The sequence below is a fragment of the Rhizobium sp. AN6A genome, from assembly GCF_900215635.1.
Taxonomy (GTDB): domain Bacteria; phylum Pseudomonadota; class Alphaproteobacteria; order Rhizobiales; family Rhizobiaceae; genus Agrobacterium; species Agrobacterium tumefaciens.
This window is the reverse complement of sequence record NZ_OCNC01000002.1, coordinates 145007-171275: the sequence shown is the minus strand read 5'-3', so window position 1 is coordinate 171275 and position 26269 is coordinate 145007. Positions and strand designations below refer to the sequence as shown.

At 59.8% G+C, this 26269-nt stretch carries 22 protein-coding genes and 1 pseudogene; 15 read left to right on the top strand and 8 right to left on the bottom strand.

Features of this window, described 5'->3' with window-relative positions:
- Positions 1 to 56: 56 nt before the first annotated feature.
- From CRO62_RS02175 to CRO62_RS27145, 5 genes are all read left to right on the top strand, one after another.
- Positions 57 to 2120, top strand: coding sequence for a hydantoinase/oxoprolinase family protein (locus tag CRO62_RS02175; protein ID WP_097099007.1), 2064 nt, complete (start codon positions 57 to 59; stop codon positions 2118 to 2120).
- Between the two features lie 11 nt (positions 2121 to 2131).
- On the top strand, positions 2132 to 3808 hold the full coding sequence (locus tag CRO62_RS02170; RefSeq protein ID WP_097099006.1) for a hydantoinase B/oxoprolinase family protein: 1677 nt from the start codon (positions 2132 to 2134) through the stop codon (positions 3806 to 3808).
- A gap of 9 nt (positions 3809 to 3817) precedes the next feature.
- Positions 3818 to 4624: an SDR family oxidoreductase gene (locus CRO62_RS02165; protein ID WP_097099005.1), complete on the top strand. Its 807-nt coding sequence runs from the start codon at positions 3818 to 3820 to the stop codon at positions 4622 to 4624.
- A gap of 13 nt (positions 4625 to 4637) precedes the next feature.
- On the top strand, positions 4638 to 5336 hold the full coding sequence (locus CRO62_RS02160) for an HpcH/HpaI aldolase family protein (protein ID WP_097099004.1): 699 nt from the start codon (positions 4638 to 4640) through the stop codon (positions 5334 to 5336).
- A 98-nt stretch (positions 5337 to 5434) separates the two neighbouring features.
- On the top strand, positions 5435 to 5680 hold the full coding sequence (locus CRO62_RS27145; protein ID WP_179783908.1) for a hypothetical protein: 246 nt from the start codon (positions 5435 to 5437) through the stop codon (positions 5678 to 5680).
- Here CRO62_RS27145 and CRO62_RS02145 read toward each other — a convergent pair.
- From CRO62_RS02145 to CRO62_RS02130, 4 genes are all read right to left on the bottom strand, one after another.
- Complete coding sequence (locus CRO62_RS02145) at positions 5677 to 6678, bottom strand: alcohol dehydrogenase catalytic domain-containing protein (protein ID WP_097099002.1); 1002 nt, start codon at positions 6676 to 6678, stop codon at positions 5677 to 5679. The two genes, CRO62_RS27145 and CRO62_RS02145, sit on opposite strands and share 4 nt — an antisense overlap.
- 56 nt (positions 6679 to 6734) lie before the next feature.
- Positions 6735 to 7490, bottom strand: coding sequence for an SDR family NAD(P)-dependent oxidoreductase (locus CRO62_RS02140; protein ID WP_097099001.1), 756 nt, complete (start codon positions 7488 to 7490; stop codon positions 6735 to 6737).
- Positions 7491 to 7657: 167 nt separating this feature from the next.
- Entirely contained in the window at positions 7658 to 8599 is a 942-nt protein-coding gene (locus CRO62_RS02135; RefSeq protein WP_097099000.1) for a LysR family transcriptional regulator, read from the bottom strand.
- Positions 8600 to 8855: 256 nt separating this feature from the next.
- Positions 8856 to 9836, bottom strand: coding sequence for a LysR family transcriptional regulator (locus CRO62_RS02130; RefSeq protein ID WP_097098999.1), 981 nt, complete (start codon positions 9834 to 9836; stop codon positions 8856 to 8858).
- A 232-nt stretch (positions 9837 to 10068) separates the two neighbouring features.
- On the opposite strand from CRO62_RS02130, the gene CRO62_RS02125 reads away from it, so the two are divergent.
- The 8 genes and pseudogenes from CRO62_RS02125 to CRO62_RS02090 all read left to right on the top strand — a co-directional run bounded on the left by CRO62_RS02125 (position 10069) and on the right by CRO62_RS02090 (position 19182).
- The gene (locus CRO62_RS02125) at positions 10069 to 11160 is read left to right on the top strand and encodes an ABC transporter ATP-binding protein (RefSeq protein ID WP_097098998.1); all 1092 of its coding nucleotides are present in this window, start codon (positions 10069 to 10071) and stop codon (positions 11158 to 11160) included.
- Positions 11161 to 11192: 32 nt separating this feature from the next.
- On the top strand, positions 11193 to 11924 hold the full coding sequence (locus CRO62_RS02120) for an HAD-IA family hydrolase (RefSeq protein WP_097098997.1): 732 nt from the start codon (positions 11193 to 11195) through the stop codon (positions 11922 to 11924).
- A gap of 19 nt (positions 11925 to 11943) precedes the next feature.
- Positions 11944 to 13249, top strand: a pseudogene (locus CRO62_RS02115) (NAD(P)/FAD-dependent oxidoreductase).
- Positions 13250 to 13310: 61 nt separating this feature from the next.
- Positions 13311 to 14351, top strand: coding sequence for an ABC transporter substrate-binding protein (locus CRO62_RS02110; protein WP_097098996.1), 1041 nt, complete (start codon positions 13311 to 13313; stop codon positions 14349 to 14351).
- 24 nt (positions 14352 to 14375) lie between these two features.
- Positions 14376 to 15248: an ABC transporter permease gene (locus CRO62_RS02105; protein WP_038496560.1), complete on the top strand. Its 873-nt coding sequence runs from the start codon at positions 14376 to 14378 to the stop codon at positions 15246 to 15248.
- 3 nt (positions 15249 to 15251) lie between these two features.
- A complete protein-coding gene (locus CRO62_RS02100; RefSeq protein ID WP_097098995.1) occupies positions 15252 to 16049 on the top strand; it encodes an ABC transporter permease in 798 nt (265 codons plus the stop codon).
- On the top strand, positions 16046 to 17740 hold the full coding sequence (locus CRO62_RS02095) for a GMC family oxidoreductase (protein ID WP_097098994.1): 1695 nt from the start codon (positions 16046 to 16048) through the stop codon (positions 17738 to 17740). Before CRO62_RS02100 ends, CRO62_RS02095 begins: the two co-directional genes overlap by 4 nt.
- Before the next feature lie 17 nt (positions 17741 to 17757).
- On the top strand, positions 17758 to 19182 hold the full coding sequence (locus CRO62_RS02090; RefSeq protein ID WP_097098993.1) for an aldehyde dehydrogenase family protein: 1425 nt from the start codon (positions 17758 to 17760) through the stop codon (positions 19180 to 19182).
- Between the two features lie 102 nt (positions 19183 to 19284).
- Here the strand turns inward: CRO62_RS02090 and CRO62_RS02085 are convergent, their stop codons facing one another.
- On the bottom strand, positions 19285 to 20031 hold the full coding sequence (locus tag CRO62_RS02085; RefSeq protein ID WP_097099274.1) for an SDR family oxidoreductase: 747 nt from the start codon (positions 20029 to 20031) through the stop codon (positions 19285 to 19287).
- A gap of 96 nt (positions 20032 to 20127) precedes the next feature.
- On the opposite strand from CRO62_RS02085, the gene CRO62_RS02080 reads away from it, so the two are divergent.
- The gene (locus CRO62_RS02080) at positions 20128 to 21060 is read left to right on the top strand and encodes an AraC family transcriptional regulator (protein ID WP_097098992.1); all 933 of its coding nucleotides are present in this window, start codon (positions 20128 to 20130) and stop codon (positions 21058 to 21060) included.
- 728 nt (positions 21061 to 21788) lie between these two features.
- On the opposite strand, the gene CRO62_RS02075 is transcribed toward CRO62_RS02080, so the two are convergent.
- The 3 genes from CRO62_RS02075 to CRO62_RS02065 form a co-directional block, all read right to left on the bottom strand.
- Entirely contained in the window at positions 21789 to 22187 is a 399-nt protein-coding gene (locus CRO62_RS02075; RefSeq protein ID WP_097098991.1) for a cupin domain-containing protein, read from the bottom strand.
- Positions 22188 to 22262: 75 nt separating this feature from the next.
- A complete protein-coding gene (locus tag CRO62_RS02070) occupies positions 22263 to 23030 on the bottom strand; it encodes an alpha/beta hydrolase (RefSeq protein ID WP_097098990.1) in 768 nt (255 codons plus the stop codon).
- Between the two features lie 48 nt (positions 23031 to 23078).
- Entirely contained in the window at positions 23079 to 24854 is a 1776-nt protein-coding gene (locus tag CRO62_RS02065; protein WP_097098989.1) for a cytochrome c biogenesis protein DipZ, read from the bottom strand.
- Between the two features lie 322 nt (positions 24855 to 25176).
- Here CRO62_RS02065 and CRO62_RS02060 point away from each other — a divergent pair, with 322 nt between their 5' ends.
- Positions 25177 to 26220: an alpha/beta fold hydrolase gene (locus CRO62_RS02060; RefSeq protein WP_097098988.1), complete on the top strand. Its 1044-nt coding sequence runs from the start codon at positions 25177 to 25179 to the stop codon at positions 26218 to 26220.
- The last annotated feature ends 49 nt before the right edge of the window (positions 26221 to 26269 follow it).

The following is a 26269-nucleotide window of genomic DNA, read 5'->3' as shown; positions in this document are numbered from 1 at the left end:
CGACCTGTGGGTCCACAAGGCAGCAAAAAACGCTGCATGGTCGCTCGAGGGAAACAATGGCAAAACTGGCTTTCGATACTGGCGGTACATTTACCGATTTCGCGCTTTTGGACGACAGCGGCGAACTTCACCTCCATAAAGTCCTGAGCACGCCGAAAAATCCGGCCGAAGCCGTTGTGCAGGGCGTGTCGGAACTACTCGAAAAACATGCGAACACGATCGCGATTGACAAGCTGCAGGTGCTTGGTGCGACGACCGTCGTTACCAATGCGGTGCTTGAGCGCAAGGGCGTGGAAACCGGTTTCGTCACCACGGATGGCTTTCAGGACATGCTGCGCATCCGCAACGAGGGACGCTACGATCTGTACGACCTGAACATCAAATATCCCGATCCGCTCGTCACCCGCGCCAACAGCTTTGGCGCCGAGGAACGCATTGCTGCCGATGGCGAAGTGATAACGGAACTGAAGGAAGAGACCGTCCGCGAGATTGCCGGGCGGCTGAAGGAAAAGGGTATCCTCTCGGTAGCGGTCTGCCTACTGCATGCATATAAATATCCGCAGCACGAGCAGCGTGTCGCCGCACTCCTGCGCGAAGAAGACCCAGATATCTTCGTTTCCTTGTCTTCCGAGGTCTGCCCGGAAATGCGCGAATTCGACCGCGCCTCAACGACGGTGGTCAATGCCTATACCCGCCCGCAAATGTCCGGACACGTTGCCCATCTACAGAAAGAATTTGCCAACAGGGGCATCGACCGGCAGGTGCTCTGGATGACGTCTTCGGGCGGGCTTGTCCCGAGCAGCCGTGCGGCAGAACTTCCCGTCCGCCTGATCGAATCCGGCCCCGCAGCGGGTGCGGTCGCTGCCGCCGAATTCGGCCGAACGGCGGGTGAGGCGAGCGTTCTCTCCTTCGACATGGGCGGCACCACCGCCAAGCTCTGCCTCATACCCGATGGCGAGCCGAACGTTGGCACCGATCTCGAAGTCGCGCACTACCAGCGTTTCCGCAAGGGATCCGGTTTTCCGCTGAAGATCCAGTCGATCCAGATGATCGAGATCGGCGCCGGCGGCGGTTCCATCGCGGCGAAGAACCCCCTCGGTCTCCTCGACGTCGGTCCCCATTCCGCCGGTGCAATGCCGGGACCGGCCGCCTATCAGCGCGGTGGAACCGAGCCGACGGTGACCGATGCCGATATCCTTCTCGGCTATATGGGAACGGATTCCTTTGTCGGCGGCTCTTTCAAGGTTTCAAAAGACGCCGCACATCAGGCAATGTCGAAACTGGCCGCCTCGCTGGATGTATCGGTCGAACGTTGCGCCTGGGGCATCCACGATCTCGTCAATGAATCCATGAGCAAGGCCGCCGCCATGCATGCGACAGACCTTGGCGTTGATCCACGTTCGTTGCCGATGGTGGCCTTTGGCGGCGCAGGTCCGGTGCATGCCTATGGTATTGCCCGCAAGCTCGGCATCTCGCGCATCATCTGCCCGACCGGTGCTGGCGTCAGCTCTGCCATCGGTCTGCTGATCGCACCGGTCGCCGTCGATCTCTCTGCAAGCCATCCGATGGCAATCGAGGCCTGGGATATCGATGCGATGAACCGTCTGCTCGACGATCTCTCCGCCCAGGGCGCGGAAGTCGTCTCGGCCGCTGGTGTTCCCAAGGAGACGATCAGCAATCGTTATACCGTGGATATGCGCCATGTAGGGCAGGGGCACGAGATTACCGTGTTGCTTCCCGACCGCTCGCTGCCGAAAGAGGCTTTCCTCGAAGAGTTGCGCAACAGCTTCTTCAAGCTCTACCGCGAATTGTTCGGCCGTACCGTCGCCGCACCACTGGAAGTCATCACCTGGCGTCTGCGCGCCAGCGGCGAAAAGGATCAGGTCACCCGGCCGCACGAAACCGTCGTTGCCGAAGCGAAAAAAGGCAGCCGCGCAGTCTATTTCCAGGAGGCGAGCGGCTATGTCGAGACCTCGGTCTACGACCACTACAAGCTGCCGGTCGGCCACGAAGTCAAGGGACCTGCCATCGTCGAGCAGCGTGAATCGACGGCTGTCGTCGGACCGAGCGGCATTTTCCACGTCGATGCCCACGGCAATCTCGTGATCAACATTCTCTAAGGGGCAATCCGATGTCGAAACCCGCAACCGATTTCAACGATCCGATCAACCTTCAGGTCATGTGGAACCGCCTTATCTTCATCGCGGATCAGGCCGATAACGTGCTCGGCAAGACGGCATTTTCGCCAATCGTGCGTGAGAACCATGACTACGTCACCGTTCTTCTCGACAGCAAGGGCAGGGCGCTTGCGCAATGTACCTGGTCTATCCCGGTCTTCATCACCTCGCTTCCCGCGGCAGCGCAGAAATATTTCCTGCCGAAGTTTCCTGTCGAAACGCTCGAAGAGGGCGATGTTCTCGCCACCAACGACCCGGAAATCGGAACCGGCCACCTGCCTGATGTGACGATGATCACGCCGATCTTCAAGAACGGCAAGGTTGTTGCCTATGCGGGATCGATCGCCCACCTTCCCGATATTGGCGGTGCGCCGCTGCATTCGGAAGCAAGCGACATTTTCGCGGAAGGCATCCGTTTCCCCATCGTCAAGCTGCTCAAGGCGGGCGTTCCGAACCAGGACGTGTTCGACATCATCGCAGCCTCCGTCCGCCTTCCCACGGAAGTGCGCGGCGATCTGGAATCGATGATCGCCGCCAATAACGTCATGGGCCGCGAACTGGTGAAATTCCTCGACGAATACGGGCTGGACGATGTCGACGGACTTGCAGACGCCATCCATACCCGCTCCGAGGCGCAGACCCGCAAGGCAATCCGCGAATGGCCGAACGGTACCTATTCCGCTGAGGTTCTGCTCGACGGCTACGATGTCGACGTCAAACTCAAAGCCTCGGTCATAGTCAGGGACGATTCCATCCATGTGGACTATACGGGAACCTCGGATCAGGTGCTGCACTCGATCAACTGCCGCACGAACTATCGTTACGCCCATTCGGTCTACGCGTTAAAATGCCTGCTCGATGCAGAAACCCCCAATAATGAGGGCTGCATCGTTCCGATCACCGACGAGGCGCCGCTCGGCTGCATTCTCAATCCGCAGGAATGGACGGCGGGCAATTCGCGCAACCTCATCGGTCACGTCATTCCCTCGCTGATCTTCAAGGCGCTTGAAGGCATCGTGCCGGAAAAGGTGCTGGGCGACAGTGGCGGTGCGCCGATCTGGGCTGCCAATTGCGTCGGCCAGCGCAACGACGGAACGCAATATGCCTCCGTGCAGAATTTCCATGGCGGGCAGGGGGCCCGCGCCGAATTCGACGGGCTGGATACGCTGAGCTTCCCGTCCAACTGCAAGGTCACGGCGATTGAAATGTTCGAGGTCGCCGTTCCGGTCCTGACGGAACGCAAGGAGCTTATCGCCGACTCCGGCGGTGCCGGCAAACATCGCGGCGGCCTTGGCCAGCGTGTCGTCCTGCGTAATCTCGGCAGGAACCCGATGAACATCTATCTGGCATCGGAACGCGTTCGCCATCCCTGCTTTGGCGTGGTGGAAGGGCAGAGCGGCTCCGCCGGAAAGGTGATGAAGGAAGGAAAGTCGCATTTCCCGAAGGGCAAGGTGGTTCTTCAGACGGGCGAACGTCTCGAAGTCCAGACGCCTGGTGGCGGCGGCTGGGGCCGTGCTGCAGAACGCTCGCACGGATTGATCGAGCAGGATATTGCCGAAGGCCTGGTAACCTCGAAGGCGGCAAAGGAAATCTTCGGCTATTCTGGTGCCATTGCTGCCGCAGCCGAATAGGAGACGACGATGGGACTGCTGAACGGAAAGATCGCTCTGGTAACCGGGGCCGGCTCGGGCATCGGCCGTGAAACTGCAATCCTACTTGCGAAGGAAGGAGCGACGGTTGTGCTGACCGGCCGCCGCCTCGATCCGCTGCGGGAAGTCGCGGAGTTGATCGAAAAGAAGAAGGGCAAAGCTATCGCCCGTACGCTGGACATTGCCTCGCGTGACGCGATCTTCGACACGATCAAGTCGATCCGGGAAGCGGTCGGCCCCATCGATATCCTCGTGAACAATGCCGGTTCTGCCAGTAAGGTTCTCAACGCCCGCTTTATCAGCGAGGACGAGTGGAACGCCACCGTCAACATCAATCTGACGGCGGTGTTCAACCTGACGCAGGCCGTGCTGCCGGAGATGATCGAAAAGGGTGAGGGGACCATCATTACGGTCTCTTCGCTCGCGGCCCTCAATCCCAATCTTCTGGGCGGCGTTGCCTATGGCGCTGCGAAGGCGGGCGTGAAGAATTTCATGACCTTCCTTCACAACACCTATCGCAACCAGGGGATCCGGGCGACCACCATCCTGCCGGGTGAGACAGACACGCCGATCATGAACAACCGCGCGCGTCCACCTCTCAAGGAAGAACGCGCCGTGATGATGGATCCGCACGACGTGGCCCGCGCCATCACGCTTTGCGCCAGCCTGAGCGGAAGTGCGGTCATTCCGGAACTGCACATTTGCCCGACCCATATGCGCGATACCTCAAAGGATATCGACGTTGCGCGCTGGGTAGGGGCACCGGACGAAACGCCGGATATGCCGAAAAACAAATAAGGGAGAAACGTTCATGAATGGAGCAAAGCTGCGCGTCCGTCTTGCCGCGGGTGAAGCGATCAGTATGTTCACGCCACACCATACACATTCAGGTCTTTCTGCCCGGCTGGTGGAGCTTGGCGCGGATGCGGTCTTCATCGATTGCGAGCATGGCACCTGGAGCTTCGAGGATGTGCGGGCAACCGGGCAGGTGGTGCGCTCGGTGGGTGGTTCTGTAATCGTGCGGCCGCATTCGCATGAACGACCGATCATCATCCGCTACCTGAATGCAGGCGCAGACGGGATCATGGTGCCCATGGTCGCAAATGCCAACGAAGCCCGCGCGATTGTCGATGCGGTACGTTACGCCCTGCCGTCCGACTATGAAAAACGGCTGGTGATCGCCATGATAGAGACGGTCGATGCAATCGACGCGCTTGAAGAGATGCTGGCGGTAGAGGGCATCGATGTATTCTTCATCGGCCCCGGCGATCTTTCACAGGATATGGGATACCCGCCCGCGCCGCCATTCGGCGAACCGCGCCCGGAGGTGGTGATGGAGAAGGTCGCCGTTGCCGTCGACAAGATACGCGCAGCTGGAAAGATCGCGGGAACGCTCGCGACGCTGGATGAAATGCCGCACTGGCGGGAGCGTGGCGTGCAATTCTTCTACGTCCATTCCGATCCGTTCCTGCGCCGGGGTCTGGCCGCGGTGAAGAAGGCGCTTGCCTGAGGCGGAGCGAGCCTGAAGCTGTCTGCAGGCCTTGATCGACCTTTCCGCATTTCGCCAGAATATCATCGACGACGCTGACAAGTGGTGCCCTGGCGTCGATGACGGTTGCGTTGTCGGGCATGTCTTCTTTAGTTTCATGCAATCGCATGATCAGCTTCCGTTCGGCCTTTTTTGCAAATTTCAACCTGAGCACGAAGTTGTCAGCGATATTGGACCACGGTAGCAAGGTGAACGCGATAAGAGGCGCTATCGAGCATATTCGTCGGCAGGGTTTTGTCGTGGTCGGTCTTGGCCGTTTTCTCCTTTGGGTGGCTGATGATGTGTTTCGGTTGCGCGGTGCCTAGCGTGACGCGATCAGAACCGTGCCGGATTTACCGGGCTTTTCGACAAGTGCGGCAGCCTTGCCGACGTCCGCGAGATCGAACGTCTGCTCCACCTGAAATAGCTCCGGCTTGCTGGCTGCGAGCTCAAGCGCCAGCTTCAGGTCCGCCTCGCGGACTTCGACGGGTAAGCCCGCCCACCGCCCGACCGTCACTCCTGACATCCGGATGTCGCGTGTCGAAAAATAAAGCGCGGGCACCGAGATCGGATGTCCGGAGAGATCGCCGTAGGACACCAGGCTGCCGCCTTGGGCAAGCAGCCCGACTGCCGTACTGGCCGTCTCGCCGCCGACCGGATCGAGCACGATGCCGATGGGATGGCCGTCGGCCGCGGAAATGACCCTCTCGTGCCAGCCGGGCTTATCGGTCGAAACCACTGGCAAATCAGGAAACACGACGTTGAGCTCGTTCACGCCGGCTTCTCGCCTGACGACGCCGACCACGTCGAAGCCGCGATCGATAAGCAGTCCGATCACCAGTCTGGCAACGGCGGAGCCGGCGGCGGTGACGACAACGACGTCAGGACCCGGTTTGGCGCCGGATGTCTCGACGGCCCGCAGAAGGAGCGCCGTCGTCAGCGGATTGACGTGAAGCTGGGCTGCGGCTTCCTCCGATACGTTATCGGGGATTTCGGTGACGTATTCAGCCGAGACGATGGCCTTCTCGCTCCACGCACCCTTGCCGGGGAAGAAGGCGACACGTGTGCCGGGTTTCAGATCGACGCCACCGCCCGCTTCCTCGACGATGCCGTAGCCTTCAAAACCGACGCGCACGCCCTCTTTCGGAAGCGCTGCTCGCGGCTGGTAGCGTCCTGCTATACCGAGAAGGTCGCCATGGTGGACCGGCCGGAGAAGCACCCGGATCAGCACTTCGTTGTGTTCAGGATGCTTGGGATTTTCGACTTTGACTGTCTGAAGAACGTCCTCAGGCTTGCCATGCTTGAAATAGACTGCGGCACGCATCGCGGGCTCTCCTTGAGATTGAAGTGGAGCGGCTGTCAGCCGCTCCCGTTATGACGTTAGACCTGGGCTTGGCCGCCGTCGGCAAAGAGCTCGGCGCCGTTGACGAAGCTCGCATCGTCAGAAGCGAGGAACAGGGTTGCCTTGGCGATTTCCTCGGGCTCGCCGACGCGACCAAGCGGGATGCGCGAGGCGAGATAGTCGAGCAGGCCCTGCTGCTGTTGCTTGTCGTCACCGGCAAGTTCGACGAGGCCGGGGGTGCGTGTGGCGCCGGGCGAGACGACGTTGACGCGGATACCGGTGCCCTTGAGATCAAGCGCCCAGGAGCGGGCGAGGTTGCGGACGGCGGCCTTGGAGGCGGAGTAGACGGAGAAGGCAGCCGTGCCCTCGGTGCCTGCGGTCGAGCCGGTCAGCACAACCGATGAACCCTTGCCCAAAAGCGAAAGCGCTTTCTGCACCGTGAAGATGACGGCCTTCACGTTGCGGCCGAAGGTCTCATCTATCTGTTCCTCGGTGATCTGACCGAGCGCAAGCATGCTGCCGCCACCGGCGTTGACGACGAGGGCGTCAAGACGACCCTGTTCAGCTTTAACCTGAGCAAACAGCTTGTCGAGGTCGTCGTTGCTCGAGGAGTCGGCTTGTACGCCCACCGCGCCATGGCCGATCTCAGCCACTGCCTTGTCGAGCGCATCCTTGCGGCGGCCGGTGATGTAAACGCGTGCGCCTTCGGCGGCGAAAAGCTTGGCAGTTGCTAGGCCGATGCCGCTTGTTGCACCGGTGACAACGGCGATCTTGTTTTCAAGTCTGTTGGTCATTTTACTCTCCTGATGCCGGGCGCGCGAAAGGGTTCAGCCCGAATGCGCGGCCTGTTGAAATCTTGAAACTGTTCGGGAAGTGGCGTTGGCTGTTGGCCTTGTCGCCGTCCGATGAGGAGAAGTTAGTTCATCAGTTTGTCGGCCAGAAGCCGCTCAGGGTGGAGACATTATCCATGGGGATGGATGGTCTCCGCAGGCACATTGCGTCTGACATCGACGGCTTCGAATATCTTCGCTGCCCATTCCGTAAAGGCCCGCAGGCGCGGGTTTGGAAATCGGTCGGCCGGGTAGACGAGGTGCAGTGGATGATTGTCCGGCTTCCACTCAGGCAACAGTTCGACCAGCGCTCCGCTATTGAAATGGGGCCGCGCGAGAAATCCGAAGCTTTGGCCAATTCCCAGCCCCGACAGCAGCGCGTTCAGATGCGCGGTACTCTCGTTGACGGAAACGCCGCCAGAGGCAGGGAGATACTCGCTTCGCTCTTCGCCGCGCTGAAAGCGCAATGGAAATCTCTTGCCAGATGATGCGGAGAAATAACTGACGATCCGGTGTGCCTCGATATCCTCCGGTCGCTCCGGCAACTCCAGGCCATTCAGATAAGCGGGTGATGCACAAATCACGTAGTCCAACTCGCACAGCTTGCGCGCCTTCATCGAGGAGTCACTCAGCGCCCCGCCGCGAATGACGCAATCGATCCCTTCACTGATGAGGTCGGCGGGGCGATCGCTGACGCCAAGCATGAGGTCGATATCGGGATACAGGTGCTGAAAATCGGAGAGCGCGGGGATGAGGATCTGATTTGCCAGCACTGACCCGATGTCCACGCGCAGCTTTCCTTTGGGCGCGCTGCGGGAGCCGGCGACGGTGCCATCCATGTCATCAAGATCGGCGAGGAGCTTGAGCGCACGCTCGTGATAGGCGATGCCTTCGGTGGTCATTGTGACGGACCGCGTGGTGCGCTCCACGAGCTTTGCCCCGAGATGCGCCTCAAGATCCTGCACAAGTTTACTGACAGAGGACCGGGGCAGGTTCATCGTATCCGCCGCCTTGGCGAAAGAGCCGGCTTCGGCGACGCGGACAAACGTTCGAATGGCGAGTATCTGATCCACGGTAAGCCTGCATGATTGGGTTCGTTGAGATGAAATCTATACCCGATGGATGACACCGGCCATGCAAGTTATTGCTCCAGCTGGATGATTTTGCGACATTTATAGGCTAAGCGCCAAGCCTGCGAGGCAATACGTCTGGGTTTGAGATCGTATAGTGCTTTCGGCTCGGCATGACCGATCCGACGCTTTGCTTATGGGGCAAACCTCAATTTTTAAGACGCTTAGGTTTATGTCGGTGTCGTCGGTTCGGATCCCTTTAAGAGCCTTGTTTTTGATTGATGGTTACGTCGGAACCCACTGAATCGATATTCAAATTCGGATAAAGCGCGCTCACCGCTTCGACGTCTGCCTTTAATTCACCGATCATCCATTCCTTGACCTGCGTGACGATCGGTCGGGCGGGCTTGGTACGCAGCCGGATAAGATGGCAGCGCCGCCCAGTGACCATCAATTGTTCTCTCGCTGGAACCAGTGTCCGTGTTCGCAGCCAATGGGCGACGACGTTAAGCCAGCCAAGCGCCACGCCCTGGCCCAGAAGAGCAGCTTGCACGACGATGGCGTAATCGGAGAAGATCATCGAATTCTGCGGGTCGCTGCCGCTGGCCGGTGTGAACAGCGTCGACCAGTTGGGTTGCGCATCGCTTAAGTTGATCGTCGTATCCGGCACGCGATCAATATCGTTGCCGGAAATGGCATGGCTTTCCCTGTAGCCCGGACTGCATATCGGCAGCAGGATTTCGGGCATGACGAAAGCTGCCTCGTGATGCCTGTCCGGTCCGTCTACGAAGCGCATCCCAAGATCGACGTCGTTGACCGGCCCCGCCAGGGCGCCCATCATGAGCTGAAAACGAAGATCGACATTGGGAAATTCCCTTTTGAATTCGGCCATTCTCGGCATCATCCAGTGCGTGGTGAAGCCGGTCGAGACGGAAAGGGACACGGTTTCGATACCGGTTCGGCGATCCTCGATTTCCCGCAAGGCGCTTTCTATTCCGGCGAAGCCTCTGGCAATCGCATCGAAAAGCAGCTGGCCGGGTTCCGTCAGCATCACGCCACCGGGCTGCCGAAGAAACAATGTCGTATCAAGATGTTCCTCCAGTCGGGACATCATGCGGCTAACAGCCGCCGGCGTTACGTTCAATTCGTCTGCTGCCCTTGAAAAACTGCCGCAGCGCGCAGCGGCCTCGAAAGTGAAGAGGCCGTTCATGGAGGGCAGGGAGCGACGGAGAAATGTCATTACACTATGTAACATCGTATAGATTTTTTTTCAATTGCCTATCCGCCTTTTGTTTGGTCTCTTTGATGTCAACGAAGGCGAGAGACCTTCCGTGAATTGAGGGGAACGCGACAGATTGGTTTCAGGTCGACGCCGGGCGTCACAGGCTGCAAATCTGCTCTTCGTTCTGTAAACACGCGCTGCCATACGTCGGATTACCACCGGATGTACTGGGATTTTTTAGTGGAATCATATGATTGAGCAGCCAAATACAGAGCGGGTAGGCGTTTCCATCAAAGAGGCGGTCAAGTGCTACGGAACGTTTCGTGCGCTGGACAATGTCAATCTCGATGTCTCTCCCGGCGAATTCGTTTCCATTCTCGGGCCTTCGGGATCAGGCAAGACCACGTTGCTGGGAATTCTCGGTGGCTTTGTCCAGCCGACATCGGGGTCAATTTGGTTAGGCGATCGGGATATTACATTTGAGCCACCGCATAAGCGGGATATCGGTATCGTCTTTCAGAACTATGCGCTCTTTCCGCATATGAGCGTCGGCGAAAACATCACCTTTCCGCTAAGGGCGCGGCGGCTGCCGAAGGCGAGCTGGCCGGTGAAACTCAAGGCCGCGCTCGAGATGGTCGAACTCACCGGTTATGAGAGCAGGCGTATCCACGAATTGTCGGGGGGCCAACGTCAGCGCGTGGCGCTGGCGCGCGCCATGATCTTCGAGCCGGGCCTCATTCTCATGGACGAGCCGCTTTCGGCGCTCGACAAGCAGCTGCGCGAGACCATGCAGATCGAACTCAAACGCCTGCATAAGCGGCTCGGCGCCACGATCGTCTATGTCACGCATGATCAGCGCGAGGCGCTGACGATGAGCGACCGCGTGGCGATCATGCACAGGGGACGTCTGGTGCAGGTCGATACGCCGGAGCGCCTGCATGATTGTCCCGTCAACGCCTTCGTCGCCCGTTTCATTGGCGAGGCGACCCTGCTTGCGGTTCGGCGCGAAAGCGAAACGGCGGTGCGGCTGGGAGACCGGCTGCTGCACACGGCGCATCGCGTGCCGGAAGGCGAAAACCTGCATCTCGTGGTTCATTCGGAAAAACTCGTGGTGGCGGATGGCGCTCAAGCCGATGGCGGCAACAGGCTGACAGGCACTGTCACGGATACGCTTTATCAGGGCGAAAGCATTCGGGTTTTCGTGCGGCTGGACAGTGGCGACGATCTGAGTTTTCGGCTTCCCAGCAACCACACAGGCCGCGCGCTCATGAAATCGCCGGGCGAAGTGATCGCGCTTTCACTCCACCCCGAAGACACGGTGATCGTTCCCGAAGCGGGTTGATACATTCCATGCAGTAAACAAGGATGAAGACTATGCAGCTTACGCAATTCAAGGTCATGACCTTCGATGTGGTCGGCACTTTGATCGATTTCGAAACGGGTGTGCTTAATGCGGTGCGTGCGCTCGGCGGCGAAAAGGCGGCCAGGGCCACCGACGACGAGATTTTCGAACCCTACAAGCGCGGCCGCGACAAGTTCTATGGACGGTCTTCCTTCGCCATGAAAGACGTCTATCTTTCTCTCGCCAACGAACTCGGTTTCAACAATGATGACGCCACAGCGGAAGCCTTCCAGCTTGCCGTGCTGCGCTGGCCTGCTTTCGCGGATTCCGTGGAAGCGCTCGCTCGCCTGCGCAAGAACTTTCGTCTTGTCGCCATGACGAATGCCGACCGGACGGCGTTTTCCGCCTATTCCGATACGCTTGGTAATCCGTTTCACGACAGCGTCACCTGTGATGAGGCCGGATGCGCCAAGCCCAATCCGCAGTTTTTTGCCTTTAACAAGGGGCGTCAGTCGGTTTTCGGTTTCAAGCAGTCAGAAATCCTGCATGTCGCCCAGAGCCAGCATCACGATATCGGCGTGGCCCGCGAACTTGGCTACACGACCTGCTGGATCGAGCGTCGCCAGGGCCAGCCGGGGTTCGGTGGAACCCCGGCTCCGAAGGTGGTGACCAGGCCCGATTTCCACTTCTCCTCGCTCAAGCAGCTGGCCGATGCGGTGGACGCGGAGCTTGCTGCCGGCGTCAAGACGGCAACGGCAGCCTGAACGCGAGAGAGCCGTACCGATGGCCGCACGCCCCCCTTTTCCTGATATCAACTCCCTCTGGCAGGAGACGGCTTCAAGCCGTCCTGCCTTAGACCGGCTCTCCGGCGATCGTCGGTTCGATGTCGCCATCATCGGCGGTGGCTACACGGGCCTTTCCGCGGCGCGCTATCTGGCCCGCCGCGGCCTGTCTCCGGTGGTGCTGGAGGCAAGCCGGATCGGCTGGGGCGCGAGCGGCCGCAATGGTGGCGTGGTGTCGGGCAAGTTCCGGCTTTCCTTCTCCGACATCGCCGCCCGCTACGGGATAGAGACGGCGCGGCGCATGCATGATCTCGGTATCGAGGCCATCGATCATGTTGGCGAACTGGTAGACGATTATGCAATCGCCGCTGCCGATTATCGCCCAACCGGTTCGCTGCGCTGTGCCCACAATCAGCTGTCGCTCGATGGCCTGAAAAAAGAAGTCGAGTGGCTACGTGGATCGCTTGGCGACCACTCCTGCACCATTCTCTCACCGGAGGAAATGGAGGCGGAGACAGGCTCACGCGATTTCGTCGGCGGCATGCTCAATACCCATGGCGGCGTCATTCACCCCTTGAATTTCGTTTTGGGCATGGCGGCCCGGATTGAGTGCCGCAGGCATCGCGATCCACGAGAACACGCCGGTGGCGGCATTCAGGCGAGATGGCGCCGGCATCGTTCTTGAAACGCCTGACGGTGTCGTTTCGGCCCGACAGGTGGTGATCGCCAGCAATTCCTATTCCGATCTGACGCCGGCCACGTCGGCGGTCCGCAAATCCATCATTCCCTTCCGCTCCGCAATGATTGCGACCGAGCCGCTGACCGGCAGACCGGAAGCTTCCCTCCTGTCGCAGGGACGCAGCTATACCGAGACGCGGCGCATGATGCGCTGGTTCCGCAAGGCCGGAGACCGTGTGATTTATGGCGGGCGCGGCGCCTTCGGCAAGGCGGATTCCCAAAGCGCGTTTGCGGCGCTGCACAAAGCCATGGTGCGGCAGTTTCCAGAACTCGCAGCGGTATCGGTCACCCATCGCTGGTCCGGCCTCGTGGCGATGACGATGGACAGCATTCCGCATCTGGGCCGGCTGGACGACCGGGTCGTCTATGCAGTCGGTTATAATGGAACCGGGGTGGCCATGGCCTCCAACATGGGCCGCTACGTTGCGGCCATGGTTGCCGGGCAAAGTCCCGATCTCGGACTCTTGACCGCGGAGCTGCTCAAACCAGTGCCTTTTTATCCCATCAGGGAGCCAGCCGTCCGGCTCGTCGCCGGCTGGTATCAGTTCCTCGATGCAATCGGGCGCTAAGACCCGACAGTCGCATGCCAACAGGGGCGACAGCGCCTCGCCATAAAGAGGAGAACGACAAATGAAATACAGATTTTCCATGCTCGTGCTTTCCGCATCCGCCGCCGTCTTTTCGGCTGGCTTGGCCTCGGCGGAACAGGTCACCTTCGTCTCGCAGGGCGGCGCCTACCAGGAGGCGCAGACCAAGGCGATCCTCGATCCCGTCGCCAAGCTGCTTGGCATCACTGTCAATCAGGACAGCGCGCCGGATGCCTGGCCTGTGATCAAGACGCAGTCCGCATCCGGCAAGATCGTCTGGGACGTCATCGACACGCCGGCGAAGGATTGCATACGCGGCGGCAAACAGGGAATGATCGAGAAACTCGATTTTTCCAAGATACCCAATGCGGAAAAGATGCCGGCCGAATACAAAAGCCCCTATTCGGTCGCCTATGAATTCTACTCGAGCGTGCTTGCCTACAACAAGGACAAGTTCGGCGGCAACCCGCCCAAGAGCTGGTCGGATTTCTGGGATGTAAAGAAATTTCCGGGTACGCGGGCGCTGCGTAACCATCCCCTGGCGACACTTGAGGCCGCTTTGCTCGCCGATGGCGTGCCAGTGGACAAGCTTTATCCGCTCGATGTCGACCGGGCTTTCAAGAAGCTCGAGGAGATCAAACCCTATGTCACGGTGTGGTGGACCTCCGGCGCCCAGTCAGCGCAGCTTCTAGCCGATGGTGAAGTCGACATGGAGATGGCGTGGAACGGCCGCGTTGCTGCGGTGGTGAAGGAAGGCGCGCCGATCGGTTATTCGTTCAACGAAGGTTTCCTTCAGTATACGTCGCTCTGCATTCTCAAGGGCGCGCCGAACCTCGAAACGGCGGTCAAGTTCGTCAACGCGGCGCTGACCCCTGAAATCCAGGCGAATTTCCCGGCCTATATCGATTACGGTCCAGGCAATCCTGAAGCGTACAAGACCGGCAAGATTTCGCCGGAACGCGCTGCCGAAATGCCGAGTTCGCCGAACAATGCCGCACTTCAGGTTCTGGTGTCGGATGAGTGGTGGAGTTCACCAGCCGGTGAGGAGGCGCAAAAACGCTGGGCGCAGTTCATCCAGAAATGATGTTCGGCCTGTGGAGGGTCACTGATGGCACAGTCGAAACGAAATCCGTCGGCGCTGCATGAGCAGCGTGAGCAAAGGCTCATGCTGATGCTACTGGCGCCGGCGCTTGCGGTCGTCGTCGTTCTGCTGGTCCTGCCGCTTCTGTGGCTGGGCTGGCAGTCGATCCGCCAGGATGGCGGCTTTACGCTCGTTCACTATCAGCGGTTCCTGACGGATTCCGTCTACTGGATGACCTTCCTTCAGACCTTCCGCATTGCGGCGGTCGTAACGTTGATGACCGTGCTCCTCGGCTATCCCGTCGCCTATGTGGCGGCGGGCCTGCCTCAGCGCCGGAGCGTGCTCGTTCTCGCCATGGTACTGCTGCCTTTCTGGACATCCGTTCTGGTGCGCGCCTATGCTTGGCTCATCCTGCTGCAGCGCAACGGCATCATCAATTCAGCGTTGACGGGATCTGGCCTGATCGATGCGCCGCTCCGGCTGGTCAACAACGAATTCGGCACGGTCATGGCGACGATCCACATCCTGCTGCCCTTCATGGTGCTGCCGCTTTATGCAACGATGAAGAAAATACCCGCGGAACTGACCATGGCCGGTGCCAGCCTCGGCGGCTCACCCATGCATGTCTTTTGGCGGGTTTTCCTGCCGCTGTCGCTGCCGGGCATGATCGCCGGCATGGTGCTGGTCTTCGTGCTCACCCTTGGTTTTTATATCACGCCGGAACTGCTGGGCGGCGGACGCACCTACATGGTCTCCATGCTCGTTTCACGCAACATCGAGGTGTATAACGAATGGGGCGCGGCTTCGTCGATCAGCGTCGTCCTGCTTGTCTGCGTTTTTCTGGTTTTCCGGCTGGCGAGCCTCATCATTCCGTTCGAACGCATCATGGGAACGAGGTGACACATGAGCCTGTCGAAAATCCTTCTCTACGGCTTTGTAGCGCTCGTTCTCGCCTGGCTGATGATCCCCATCCTGATCATCCTGCCAATGTCCTTTTCCGGCGCGCGCTTCCTCGCTTTTCCGCCGCCGTCCTGGTCGCTGCGCTGGTACGAGGCCTATCTCGGCAGCGCCGCCTGGATGCAGGCAACGCGTGTAAGCTTGATCGTCGCTGTCTTCAGCGCCGTCATTGCTACCATTTTAGGGACTGCAGCGGCCTATGCTCTCAACCTCACGCAATCGCGGCTGGTACGCAGCCTGCAGGCGCTGCTGCTTCTGCCGCTGATCGTGCCGATCGTCATCACCGCTGTCGGTGTCTTTCTGGTTTACGCGCAGATCGGGCTTCTCGCCTCGCTGACCGGACTGGTCCTCGCCAACGTCATGCTTGGTCTGCCCTATGTCGTTACCTCCGTCCTCGTTGGGCTGCGTAAGTTCGACCACACGCAGGAGATGGTGTCGCGAAGTCTCGGCATGAACCGCTGGCGGACCTTCTTCATCGTCACCCTGCCGCAAATCCGCCCGAGCGTCATTTCCGGCCTGCTCTTTGCATTCATCTCTGCCATCGATGAAACGGTGGTTTCGCTTTTCATTTCCGGCGGCGAATACCAGACGCTCACCAAGCGCATGTTCACCGCGCTGCGCGACGAGATCGATCCGACCATTGCCTCGATCAGCTCCCTGCTGACGGCGATCTCGTTCATCCTGCTGATGCTGGCAGCGATCAATGCCCGCAACACCGAATATTCGCAGGGGCGAGCGACATGATCGTCGATTACCTGATCCTCGGCGGCGGATCGGCGGGCTGTGTACTGGCCGCACGCCTTTCCGCAGATCCGCGGCGGACGGTCGTTCTGGTTGAGGCCGGGCGTAATATTTCGGCGGACGATATCCCGGATGAGGTGCGCGGCCGTTATCCCGGTCGGGCCTATCTCGATGCGCGCAATATCTGGTCGCACCTCACGGCGTTGATGGGCCATCCCCGTTCCAACACGGCGCCCCGTCCACCGCGTCGCTACGAGCAGGCGCGGCTTTTGGGCGGAGGCTCGGCGATCAATGCGCTGATGGCCAATCGCGGCGCACCTGCCGACTACGCCGAATGGCAGGCGCTTGGCGCGGACGGCTGGGGCTGGTGCGATTGCCTGCCCTATTTCCTGAAGATCGAAGCCGACAGGGATTTCGACGGGCCGCTTCATGGTGCGGACGGACCGCTGACGATCCGGCGCATATCCGACGACAGGATTTCCCCTTTCGTCGACCGAGTCATGAAAACGCTCAACCGCCGCGGCCATCCGATAAAACCTGATCAGAACGGAGCATGGGAAGACGGCGTCTTTCGCGGTGCGATTGCCGTCAGCGATAGTGGGGAGCGCTTGCCGACTTCGGTTGCCTATCTGACGGCGGATGTGCGCAAACGCCCGAATCTAAGGATCATCACCGAAAGCGTCGCGGACCGCATCCTGTTCGATGGCCGTCGAGCCACGGGCGCGAGATTGACAGGTGCGACGGCGGAGACGATCCAAGCGTCGGAAGTGATTGTCTCTGCCGGCGCCATCCACACACCCGCGTTGCTGATGCGCTCCGGTATCGGCCCCGTCGGTGACATTGCCGCCTTGGGGGGCGATGTCGTGGCCAGCCGCAACGGCGTCGGGCGCAATCTGATGGAGCATCCCTCGATCGCCGTCGCTGCCTATCTGCCGCCGCAGATGCGGGTGCGTGACAGGAGCGAACACCACGAACAGGCGATCTGGCGTTTCTCGTCGGGTCTCGACGGCGTGCCGCAGGGTGACATGCATGCCGCCATCCTGTCGCGATCCGGCTGGCATTCCATCGGTTTGCGGCTGGGCAGCCTGTTCTTCTGGGTCAACAAGTCCTATTCGCGCGGCTTCGTGAAGCTTGTTTCGCTTGATCCCCATGTCGAGCCCGAGGTCGACTTCAGAATGCTGAGCGACGAGCGTGATCTGAGGCGGCTCAAGCTTGCGCTGCGTCTGGGAGCGGAGGCCCTGTCCGATCCTTTCATGGCGGGGCACTGCGGCACTGTTTTTCCATCGAGCTATTCGCCCCGGGTGGCGAAGGTCGCTGTACCCGGGACATGGAACGCGCTACAGCGGGGTGTTTTCTCGGGCCTTCTGGATGTTGCGGGTCCGCTGCGCCCCGCATTGGTACATTCGGCGATAACACTCGGAACGACCATGCGGGGGCTGCTTGAAGACGACGATGCGTTGACGGAATTCGTCCGCCGCCATGTGGGCGGCACATGGCATCCTTCGGGAACGTGCCGCATGGGATCGGCTGACGATCCCATGGCGGTGACGTCGTCTACGGGCCGCGTGCACGGCGTGGAAGGATTGAGGGTCTGCGACGCATCGTTGATGCCGTCGATCCCTTGCGCCAATACCAACATTCCCACAATCATGATCGCGGAGCGGGTCGCCGACTTCATCCTGGCCGGCCGCTGAGATCATTGGAGACGGATATGGACAATTATCTCAAATTCTACATCGACGGCGACTGGGTCGATCCGCTTGGCGGCCAGCGTCTACCCGTTGTGGACCCCGCCACCGAAGAGCCTTTCGCGGAGATAGCCATGGGATCGGCGGCGGATGCCGAGCGCGCCATCGCCGCCGCGCGCCGCGCCTTTGCGGCCTTTTCGCAGACCATGCGGGAAGAGCGCCTCGGTCTGCTTGAGCGCATTCTTGAGATACTGAAACGTCGGCAGGACGAGATCGGCGACGTGATCTCGCGCGAGATGGGCGCACCAAGAAAAATGGCGCGGGATGAGCAGGCGGGTATCGGCGTGGCGCATTTCGAGCAGACAATCCGCGCCATGAGCGATTTTCCGTTCGAATACATGCAGGGCACGACCCGCATCGTCCATGAGCCGATCGGTGTTGTCGGCATGATCACGCCGTGGAACTGGCCGATTAACCAGATCGCCTGCAAGGTGGCTCCGGCGCTCGCCACCGGCTGCACCATGGTGCTGAAACCCTCGGAAGTCGCGCCGCTCAACGCCATACTTTTCGCCGAAATCCTGCACGAGGCCGGTGTTCCCAAGGGCGCGTTCAACCTTGTCAATGGTGACGGCCCGACCGTGGGTGCGGTACTAGCGAGCCATACCGATATCGACATGGTTTCCTTCACCGGCTCGACACGCGCCGGCATTTCGGTCGCGCAGGCGGCGGCCCCGACGGTGAAGCGCGTGCATCAGGAACTGGGCGGCAAATCGCCCAATATCGTGCTCCGCAGCGCTGATCTCGACGCCGCCGTGCGCGCCGGGGTGATCAGGTGCTTTGCCAATTCCGGCCAGTCCTGCAATGCGCCGACCCGTCTTCTCGTCCCGGCGGAGCATATGGATCGGGTGATCGGCATCGCCCGTGCGGCGGCGGAATCGGTCCGTGTCGGTGCACCCGGCGATGCCCAGACGGATATCGGGCCCGTTGCCAGCAAACTGCAATTCGACAAGATCCAGAGCCTTATCCGAAAGGGGGTGGAGGAAGGGGCGGAGCTCGTCGCCGGCGGGCTCGACCGGCCAGCGCATCTGAACAGCGGCTATTATGTGCGGCCGACAGTTTTTGCGCGCGTTACGAACGACATGACGATCGCCCGTGAAGAGATTTTCGGTCCTGTGCTTGCCATCCTTGGTTATGGCAGCGAAGACGAGGCGGTGAATATCGCCAACGACACGCCTTATGGGCTGGCATCCTATATTCAGGGTTCACCGGAAGAGGCGCGTGCCTTCGCACGGCGGCTAAGGACCGGCATAGTACGCCTCAACAGCTCTGCCTGGGATGGCGCTGCCCCCTTCGGCGGCTACAAGCAATCGGGCAACGGTCGGGAATACGGTAAGTTCGGTCTGCACGAGTTCACCGAAATCAAAGGCATGGTCGGCTTCGGAGACTGAGCGTTATGCCCATGCGGCCCAAGCCAACCACTGGGCGGGAGGAGACAGAGAAAGCAGAAAGCGTGGCAAAACCAGCCACTGCCGCCCTTGCCGCCATCCTCGTCAGCGCGCCTGAGCAAGCGCGACAGCATCCGCTCCAGCAGGGAAGCGGAGCTGATTCTCGGTACCGTGAACGGCCTGCCAGACTGCTTCTGCAACATCGCTTTCCGTGGTGGTCAGGGCCGGATTCGCGAACGCCTCGAGAATTGGCTGTGCGAAGTCTGCATATCCGCCAGGAAGGAGCTCCGAGACAGGAACAATGGCATTTGCCCCGAACCGGGTGGTTGGTGCATAACCGGGCTGGATGAGCTTCACGCGGACCCCAAAATAGCCGAGCTCATGCGCGAGCGAAGCCGAGAAGCCTTCAATGGCCTGTTTGGTGGCGGTATAGGCTGCCGCGAGTGGGAATTCTCCCAAAGTAACGCTCGACGTGACATTGATGATGGTGCCGGACCGGCGCTCGCGCATCTGCGGGATGACAGCCTGGCACATCGCCATGACGCCAATCGTGTTGGTCTCGACAAGCTGGCGGATGAGGGACATCGGCATCGCCTCGAACGCACCGACACCGCCAATCCCAGCATTATTCACCAGTAAGTCAATCGAACCGGCAGAACCGATCAGTTCCGCGATGCTCTCTGGACTGGTGACATCGAGCGGTAGCACGCGCAGCCGGTCGGTTTCGGCAAACAGCGACGGGTCCGGGCGCCGCATGGTCGCGACAACATTCCACCCCCGAGAAAGGAAGTGTTCCGCGGTGGCCTTGCCGTAGCCCGATGATGTCCCGGTAATGAGGATGGTCTTGGTCATGTCACGCTCCTTGGATTCGGTCCGGTACCAATAGACAGCCATTCCAATACGATCTATAATTTGCAATCCATAAAACATTACGGATCGTACAATTTCATGGATCCTCTCAGCGATATCATCACCCTCTTGCGGCCGAGCGCCGCAATAGCGAAGCCCATCTCTGGGCGCGGTCAATGGGGGGTTCGCTATAGATCGTATGACGCACCCGGGTTCACAGTCGTCCTGACCGGAGAAGCATGGGTCACATTAGGTGGTCGGGAGCCGCTTCGGATTGCCGAAGGCGATTTCCTCCTTTTGCCGACTACGCCGGCGTTCTCGCTATGCAGCAAACCAGGCGCACCCTGCATTCCCGCTGAGCCTCTGGCTAAAGCTGTCCGCCACGGCGAGCAAGAAGGAGAGCCCGATTTCGCGGCACTGGGCGGAAGCTTCTCGATTGAGAGTGTCAACGCGCCGCTACTGCTCGCGCTGCTGCCTGATCATATCCATATTTCCGCCTCAGCGGGGCGCGCGACGCGATTTGGCCGCCTGATCGAACTACTGTCTGAGGAGTGCGTTACCAACCATCCTGGCAAGGAACTGATCATCCAGCGATTGCTGGAGACGCTGCTGGTAGAGGCATTTCGGTGGGACATTATCGGCAACAACGCAGTGTCGGCAGGCTTATTGAGCGGGCTACGCGATCCCGCCATTGCCCGTGTCCTGCGTGCCATACACGAGGACGTGCGGACGAGGTGGACGGTCGCCAATCTTGCAGGAATAGCGGGCATGTCGCGATCGGCCTTCGCCGCGCGGTTCCATGGAATTCTTGGTTGTGCGCCAATCGAATATCTGGCGCGCTGGCGCATTGCACTTGCCAAGGATGCACTCCTGAGCGGCGGGAAGTCGCTCGACCGAATCGCGGAAGAGATTGGTTATGAATCCGCCAGTGCCTTCAGCACAGCGTTTAGCAAAAGGCTCGGCTGCTCCCCGGGCAGGTTTGCCAGAGGGTACGTCACCGGTGTCAGTCCTGGCCTGCTTGCCGTCACATGACGCTATCTGCCGCTGACCGATCACGCGCGAGCGGCAAATTTCTGGCTGCGCCCTCGGCTCCGCGAACAACCCGCCTTGGGACCGGAGCTGTCGAACGGTTTGTTGCCGCTTGTGGTAACTGAGATCAAGAAACCGTCAGACTGGAATGGCCCAAAACTGGCCTCTCCAGCAGTAATATAAGTTGTTGGCATGCCATAGGGTTCAGGATGCACGAAGTCTCGAATGACTGGGTAGTCGGTTCAAAATCCTTTCAAGGCAATGAATATAGCCCGTGCTTACGCGAGGCCGCATGGCGGGCAAGACGACTACTACTGATCCGTGATCACCGGTATGTTGCTGCCGTTGAGGATTATGCCCATCAAGTTCGATTGCCGCTCGTAGACCGGAAGATTCATCAACCCCAGAAAATATCACGATAAACGCATTGGTTGAGGCGCGGCGCGGCAGCTCAAGAATCTGAATGAGCAGTACGAATAATCGCGGCCCGAACTTAGGGCCGCGATTAACGTGTGTTAGCCGTTGTTATCGGACAGACTTGAACGCTGCTCGCGAAGCGCATTAAGAGCGATACGGCTTGGCTGAGGCCAATCTTATCCTGTCGATCCAGACGTAATTTTTTGGCGAAATGTGTTCCGGCCATGCCAGGCGGCGAGAGTTGTCATGTCCCGGACAGTGCCGGCAGGCGCAGGCAGCAACACCGCTGTCTGCGCCTGCTGTCGGCTAAATCGTTATTTGGACGGGACGACCAGGGCCTGGCATTTCCGGACGATATAGGTGGCAAGCTCCGAGGCTTTGCCGGGGCCTACATTTTCCGCCGAGTGGACAACACCCGTGGGAATGAAGAATGATTGACCGGCGGAAAGGGTGACCGGCTCGCGTCCGTCCAATTTATACTCGAGCGTACCTTCGATCACATAGGCTATCTCTTCTCCAGGGTGGGAATGCCTGGCGGCCAAAACGCCCGGGAGAAAATCGACACGGACCTGCACAACTTCGTGGGCGGGCACGTCGATATCGCTTTTGATGAGATCCGTGCGGAGCAGCGGTTCATCGGCGAATGCCTGCAACGGCGTCATTCCGCTCATGAGAAACAGGAGGGCTGCGGCAAATGCGTTGATCGGTTTCATGACTGTGGCCTTTCGGGGGTGAATAATGAATAAATAATGGGGAGGAAATCGTGGGTGCGGCCCTAGGAGATGGACCTACTTGCTCTTTGCACCAACTTGCCGCGCCGCTGTCTCGATGACGTCGGCAACCTTCTCGGCTTGCGACGCGAACACAGCGTGGCTTGCCTTGATCTCGGTCACCACGCTGCCGGCTCGCTTCGCCATTTCGCGTTCCAGTTCAGGATTGATGGAGCGGTCTTCGGAAGCAACAATTGACCAGCTCCGCTTTGTCTTCCAGGCTGGATCCCAGATCTTGGCGGAAAAAGCTTCCTTCGAGGCGAAGACCTGCGACCTTGCCAGAAACGCCGCGTTGTCTTTCGGCAGGTCCGCGGCGAAGTCGTTCGCGAAGGCGGCGGGGTCGAGATAGAGATATTTCCCGTCCTTCGTTTCGCGGATATTCATGCCGCCAGCCGGCTTGGAGCTAGCAAGACTGAGCAGGCTTTCCCCCTTGTCCGGCTGGAAAGCCGCGACGTAGACGAGGCCTGCGACAACAGGGCTGTGGCCAGCTTCGGTGATCACCATGCCGCCGTAGCTGTGACCGACGAGAAGCGTCGGGCCGTCCTGCAGGTCGAGCACGCGATTGGTGGCTGCGATATCATCGGCAAGCGACGTGATCGGCTCTTGTACTATCGTGACATTGAAGCCGCGTTGCACGAGGATATCCGATGCTTTGCGCCAGCCCGAACCATCGGCAAGTGCGCCATGGACGATGACGATATTTTTGACTTCGGCGGCCTGTGCGGCGAAGGCAATCACGCTCGTGGCGAACGCGAGAGCGAGGGTCGAGATGTAGTGACGGTTCATGGGTTTGACTCCTGTCGTTTGTGGGTGTTGGGTAAGGGAGATGAGGTTTCAGCCGAAGGTGAAGGCGTAGGCTTCGACGCCGGGATCGAGGAAACGGATTTCGAAAGTGCGTTCCTCCACGTCGCCGGACTGGCGGACGAGCTGGTAGAGTTTTGTTGAGGTCACCGTGCCGTAGCCGTCAGCATCGGTATCGGCGCCATGGTTGGGTCCGGGAGCCTTGCCGTCGATCGTCACCTGGAAGCGAATAGGTTTGCCGGCGGCGCTAGGTCCAAGAACCAGATGCAGGTCGCGGGCGCTGAAGCGGTAGACGATGCTGCCATCCGGCTGGTCCAGCAAGGCTTGCTCAGCGCCGACTGTCCATGTTCCGGAGAGGCCCCATTCGTTCAGGCCCGGTTCGTTGATGGAATACGCATTGGCGGCGTCGGCGCGGAGGTTTTCGGGAGAGACGAAGCTGGCGGCGCGTTTGTAGCCGAGATAGGTTTCGCCGGAACGGACGTTCTTGAGGTCGGGGCTTGCCTCGGCACCTTTGGCGTCCGGCGTCACTGGCGCAGTTGAACCCACCTCGCTGCCGGCTTCGCGCAAAAGGTCCTGGACTGCCTGCTCGGTCTGGCGGTAGTTGCCTTCGCCGAAATGATGGTAGCGGATCTGGCCTTTGGCATCGATCAGGTAGTGTGCCGGCCAATAGCTGTTTTCGAAGGCGCGCCAGATCTTGTAGTCGTTGTCGATCGCAACCGGATAGCCGATCTTGAAATCTTCGACGGCCTTTTTGACATTGTCTATCTTCTTCTCGAACGCAAATTCCGGGGCATGCACGCCGATGACAATCAGGCCTTGGTCCTTGTACTTTTCAGCCCAGGCGCGGACATAGGGGACGGTTCGAATGCAGTTGATGCAGGAATAGGTCCAGAAATCGATGAGGACGACCTTGCCGCGAAGGTCTTCCGTAGTCAGCGGCGGCGAGTTCAGCCATTCGACGGCGCCATTCAAAGACGATACACGGCCTTCGATTGGCAAATTGCTGCGGAACGGCTGTGTTGTATCAATGGCAGCCGACGTTGTGCCGTTGCTGGCAACCTCGGATGAGGTCTCGATTTCGGTCTTGTCGTGCAGTTGGTCAAGCACGGTCTGTTCGAAGGCGGCCGTGCTGGCACAGGAAAGCCGCGCCAGGACACCAGTGTCCAGGCCAAGCGCAATCACCGCAACGCCGGCCAGAACTGCAGCACCCAGCACCTGGCGAATACGCTCGCTGACGCCGAGCGACCGCTTCATGCCGGCAAATATCTTACCCCCGACAAGAAGAGCAATGGCAAGTGATGTCGCGGCACCTGCGGCATAGGCGACGAGCAGAAAAGTTGTCTGAAGATTGGCGCCGTTCAATGCCGCACCCGTCAGCAGAAGGCCAAGGATCGGCCCGGCGCAGGGAGCCCAGAGCAGCCCGGTCGCCACGCCGAGTATGAAGGAGCTTGTTAAAGTCGACAAGGACCCGGGTTTGCCCGACGCGTTCAGCAGCCTATTGCCGAAGTCAACGACCGGCTGGGTGATGACGCTTGCAACGCGCGGCGACAAAAGGCTGACCCCAAACACCGCAAGAAGCAGGATCCCCGCGAGGCGGCCGCATTCGTTGGCACGGATCGCCCAGCTTCCGCCGACCGCTGCAAGCGTTGCGACCAATGCGAAAGTGACACTCATGCCGATCAGCATGGGCAGCGTGCTTCGGATGAAAGGCTGTCCCGCGCGGGCAAAGACGAAGGGCAGAATGGGAAGGATACACGGGCTGAGGATGGTCAGCGCCCCTCCGAGATAGGCAATGATGAGAAGTGTCATCGTCGTTTCCTTGAAACCGGTTGGTCGGGTTCTGGACGGCGATGGGGCACGACCAGCAACGCGGCCAATCTGGTCGGAGCGACGTATCCGGGATGTGTCCGGCTTCCATAAGAAGTGTACCGCAGTGTAGGAACCTGCTGGGTCCACGACACAGCGACACAAATCGTTTGCCGCCCGTGCGTGGATGCGGGCCTGATTGTATCAGAACGTATCAATGCGGCCGGATGCTACATCCGCATTCAATTTCGGGCGATGCGGGACACATGGGGGATACATGCAGCCGGCTTTCTTCCCATCACGATCAATCGAGATGGAGAGAACGATGTCCCCTGAATTCAATCACCAGCGCCGCCGCTTCTTCGGCATCGCCGCCATGACCATTGCTGCTGCCGAATTCGGCGTGACCGGGATCGCCAATGCCCAGTCACCTGCAGTATCCTCAACAGCGGTCAAGGCGGCAGGGCATACATCGTTCGCGGCGCTAAAGCAGATCAAGGCAGGCATGCTGGATATCGGATACGCAGAAGCCGGTCCGTCGGATGGCCCCGTCGTCCTGCTCGTTCACGGATGGCCCTACGACATCTACAGCTATGTCGATGTTGCAACGATTCTGGCCGATGCAGGCTACCGCGTCGTAATTCCCTACCTGCGTGGCTATGGCACGACGCGCTTCCTGTCGAACGAGACGCCGCGAAACGGCCAGCAGGCGGCACTGGCCGCTGACATGATCGCCTTGATGGATGCACTCGGCGTCGAAAAGGCGATTCTCGGCGGATATGATTGGGGTGCGCGCACCGTCAACATCATGGCGGCTCTCTGGCCCGAGCGCTGCAAGGCGATGGTTTCCGTCAGCGGCTATCTGATCGGCAGCCAGGAAATCAACAAAAAGCCGTTAGCCCCGAAGGCAGAGCTCTCCTGGTGGTACCAGTTCTATTTCGCCACCGAGCGCGGCCGGCTCGGCTATGCCGCCAACACGCACGAGTTTGCAAAGCTGATCTGGCAGACGGCCTCGCCAACGTGGAAGTTCGACGACGCGACGTTCGATCGTTCGGCTGCCGCATTCGATAATCCGGACCACGTGGACATCACAATCCATAATTATCGCTGGCGGCTCGGTCTCGCCGAAGGCGAAGCGAAATACGATGCCTACGAGAAACAGCTGGCAATGGGGCCGATCATTACTGTTCCGACGATCACCATGGAAGGCGATGAAAACGCCGCGCCGCATCCGCAGCCATCCTCCTATGCGAAGAGGTTCTCCGGAAAATACGAGCATCGAGATGTAACGGGTGGTATCGGGCATAATTTGCCGCAGGAAGCGCCGCAGGCGTTCGCCCAGGCCATCCTTGATGTCGCGAAATTCTGAACCGTCAGGCTGCCGCTAGAAACCGCTTTACTCGCGGCAGCCGACACGG

Excerpts from the sequence above, each read along its gene's own strand:
- CRO62_RS02175 (WP_097099007.1), top strand. The coding sequence starts at position 57 with ATGGCAAAACTGGCTTTCGATACTGGCGGTACATTTACCGATTTCGCG.
- CRO62_RS02170 (WP_097099006.1), top strand. The coding sequence starts at position 2,132 with ATGTCGAAACCCGCAACCGATTTCAACGATCCGATCAACCTTCAGGTC.
- CRO62_RS02165 (WP_097099005.1), top strand. The coding sequence starts at position 3,818 with ATGGGACTGCTGAACGGAAAGATCGCTCTGGTAACCGGGGCCGGCTCG.
- CRO62_RS02160 (WP_097099004.1), top strand. The coding sequence starts at position 4,638 with ATGAATGGAGCAAAGCTGCGCGTCCGTCTTGCCGCGGGTGAAGCGATC.
- CRO62_RS27145 (WP_179783908.1), top strand. The coding sequence starts at position 5,435 with ATGACGGTTGCGTTGTCGGGCATGTCTTCTTTAGTTTCATGCAATCGC.
- CRO62_RS02145 (WP_097099002.1), bottom strand. The coding sequence starts at position 6,678 with ATGCGTGCCGCAGTCTATTTCAAGCATGGCAAGCCTGAGGACGTTCTT.
- CRO62_RS02140 (WP_097099001.1), bottom strand. The coding sequence starts at position 7,490 with ATGACCAACAGACTTGAAAACAAGATCGCCGTTGTCACCGGTGCAACA.
- CRO62_RS02130 (WP_097098999.1), bottom strand. The coding sequence starts at position 9,836 with ATGACATTTCTCCGTCGCTCCCTGCCCTCCATGAACGGCCTCTTCACT.
- CRO62_RS02125 (WP_097098998.1), top strand. The coding sequence starts at position 10,069 with ATGATTGAGCAGCCAAATACAGAGCGGGTAGGCGTTTCCATCAAAGAG.
- CRO62_RS02120 (WP_097098997.1), top strand. The coding sequence starts at position 11,193 with ATGCAGCTTACGCAATTCAAGGTCATGACCTTCGATGTGGTCGGCACT.
- CRO62_RS02110 (WP_097098996.1), top strand. The coding sequence starts at position 13,311 with ATGAAATACAGATTTTCCATGCTCGTGCTTTCCGCATCCGCCGCCGTC.
- CRO62_RS02105 (WP_038496560.1), top strand. The coding sequence starts at position 14,376 with ATGGCACAGTCGAAACGAAATCCGTCGGCGCTGCATGAGCAGCGTGAG.
- CRO62_RS02100 (WP_097098995.1), top strand. The coding sequence starts at position 15,252 with ATGAGCCTGTCGAAAATCCTTCTCTACGGCTTTGTAGCGCTCGTTCTC.
- CRO62_RS02095 (WP_097098994.1), top strand. The coding sequence starts at position 16,046 with ATGATCGTCGATTACCTGATCCTCGGCGGCGGATCGGCGGGCTGTGTA.
- CRO62_RS02090 (WP_097098993.1), top strand. The coding sequence starts at position 17,758 with ATGGACAATTATCTCAAATTCTACATCGACGGCGACTGGGTCGATCCG.
- CRO62_RS02085 (WP_097099274.1), bottom strand. The coding sequence starts at position 20,031 with ATGACCAAGACCATCCTCATTACCGGGACATCATCGGGCTACGGCAAG.
- CRO62_RS02080 (WP_097098992.1), top strand. The coding sequence starts at position 20,128 with ATGGATCCTCTCAGCGATATCATCACCCTCTTGCGGCCGAGCGCCGCA.
- CRO62_RS02075 (WP_097098991.1), bottom strand. The coding sequence starts at position 22,187 with ATGAAACCGATCAACGCATTTGCCGCAGCCCTCCTGTTTCTCATGAGC.
- CRO62_RS02070 (WP_097098990.1), bottom strand. The coding sequence starts at position 23,030 with ATGAACCGTCACTACATCTCGACCCTCGCTCTCGCGTTCGCCACGAGC.
- CRO62_RS02065 (WP_097098989.1), bottom strand. The coding sequence starts at position 24,854 with ATGACACTTCTCATCATTGCCTATCTCGGAGGGGCGCTGACCATCCTC.
- CRO62_RS02060 (WP_097098988.1), top strand. The coding sequence starts at position 25,177 with ATGTCCCCTGAATTCAATCACCAGCGCCGCCGCTTCTTCGGCATCGCC.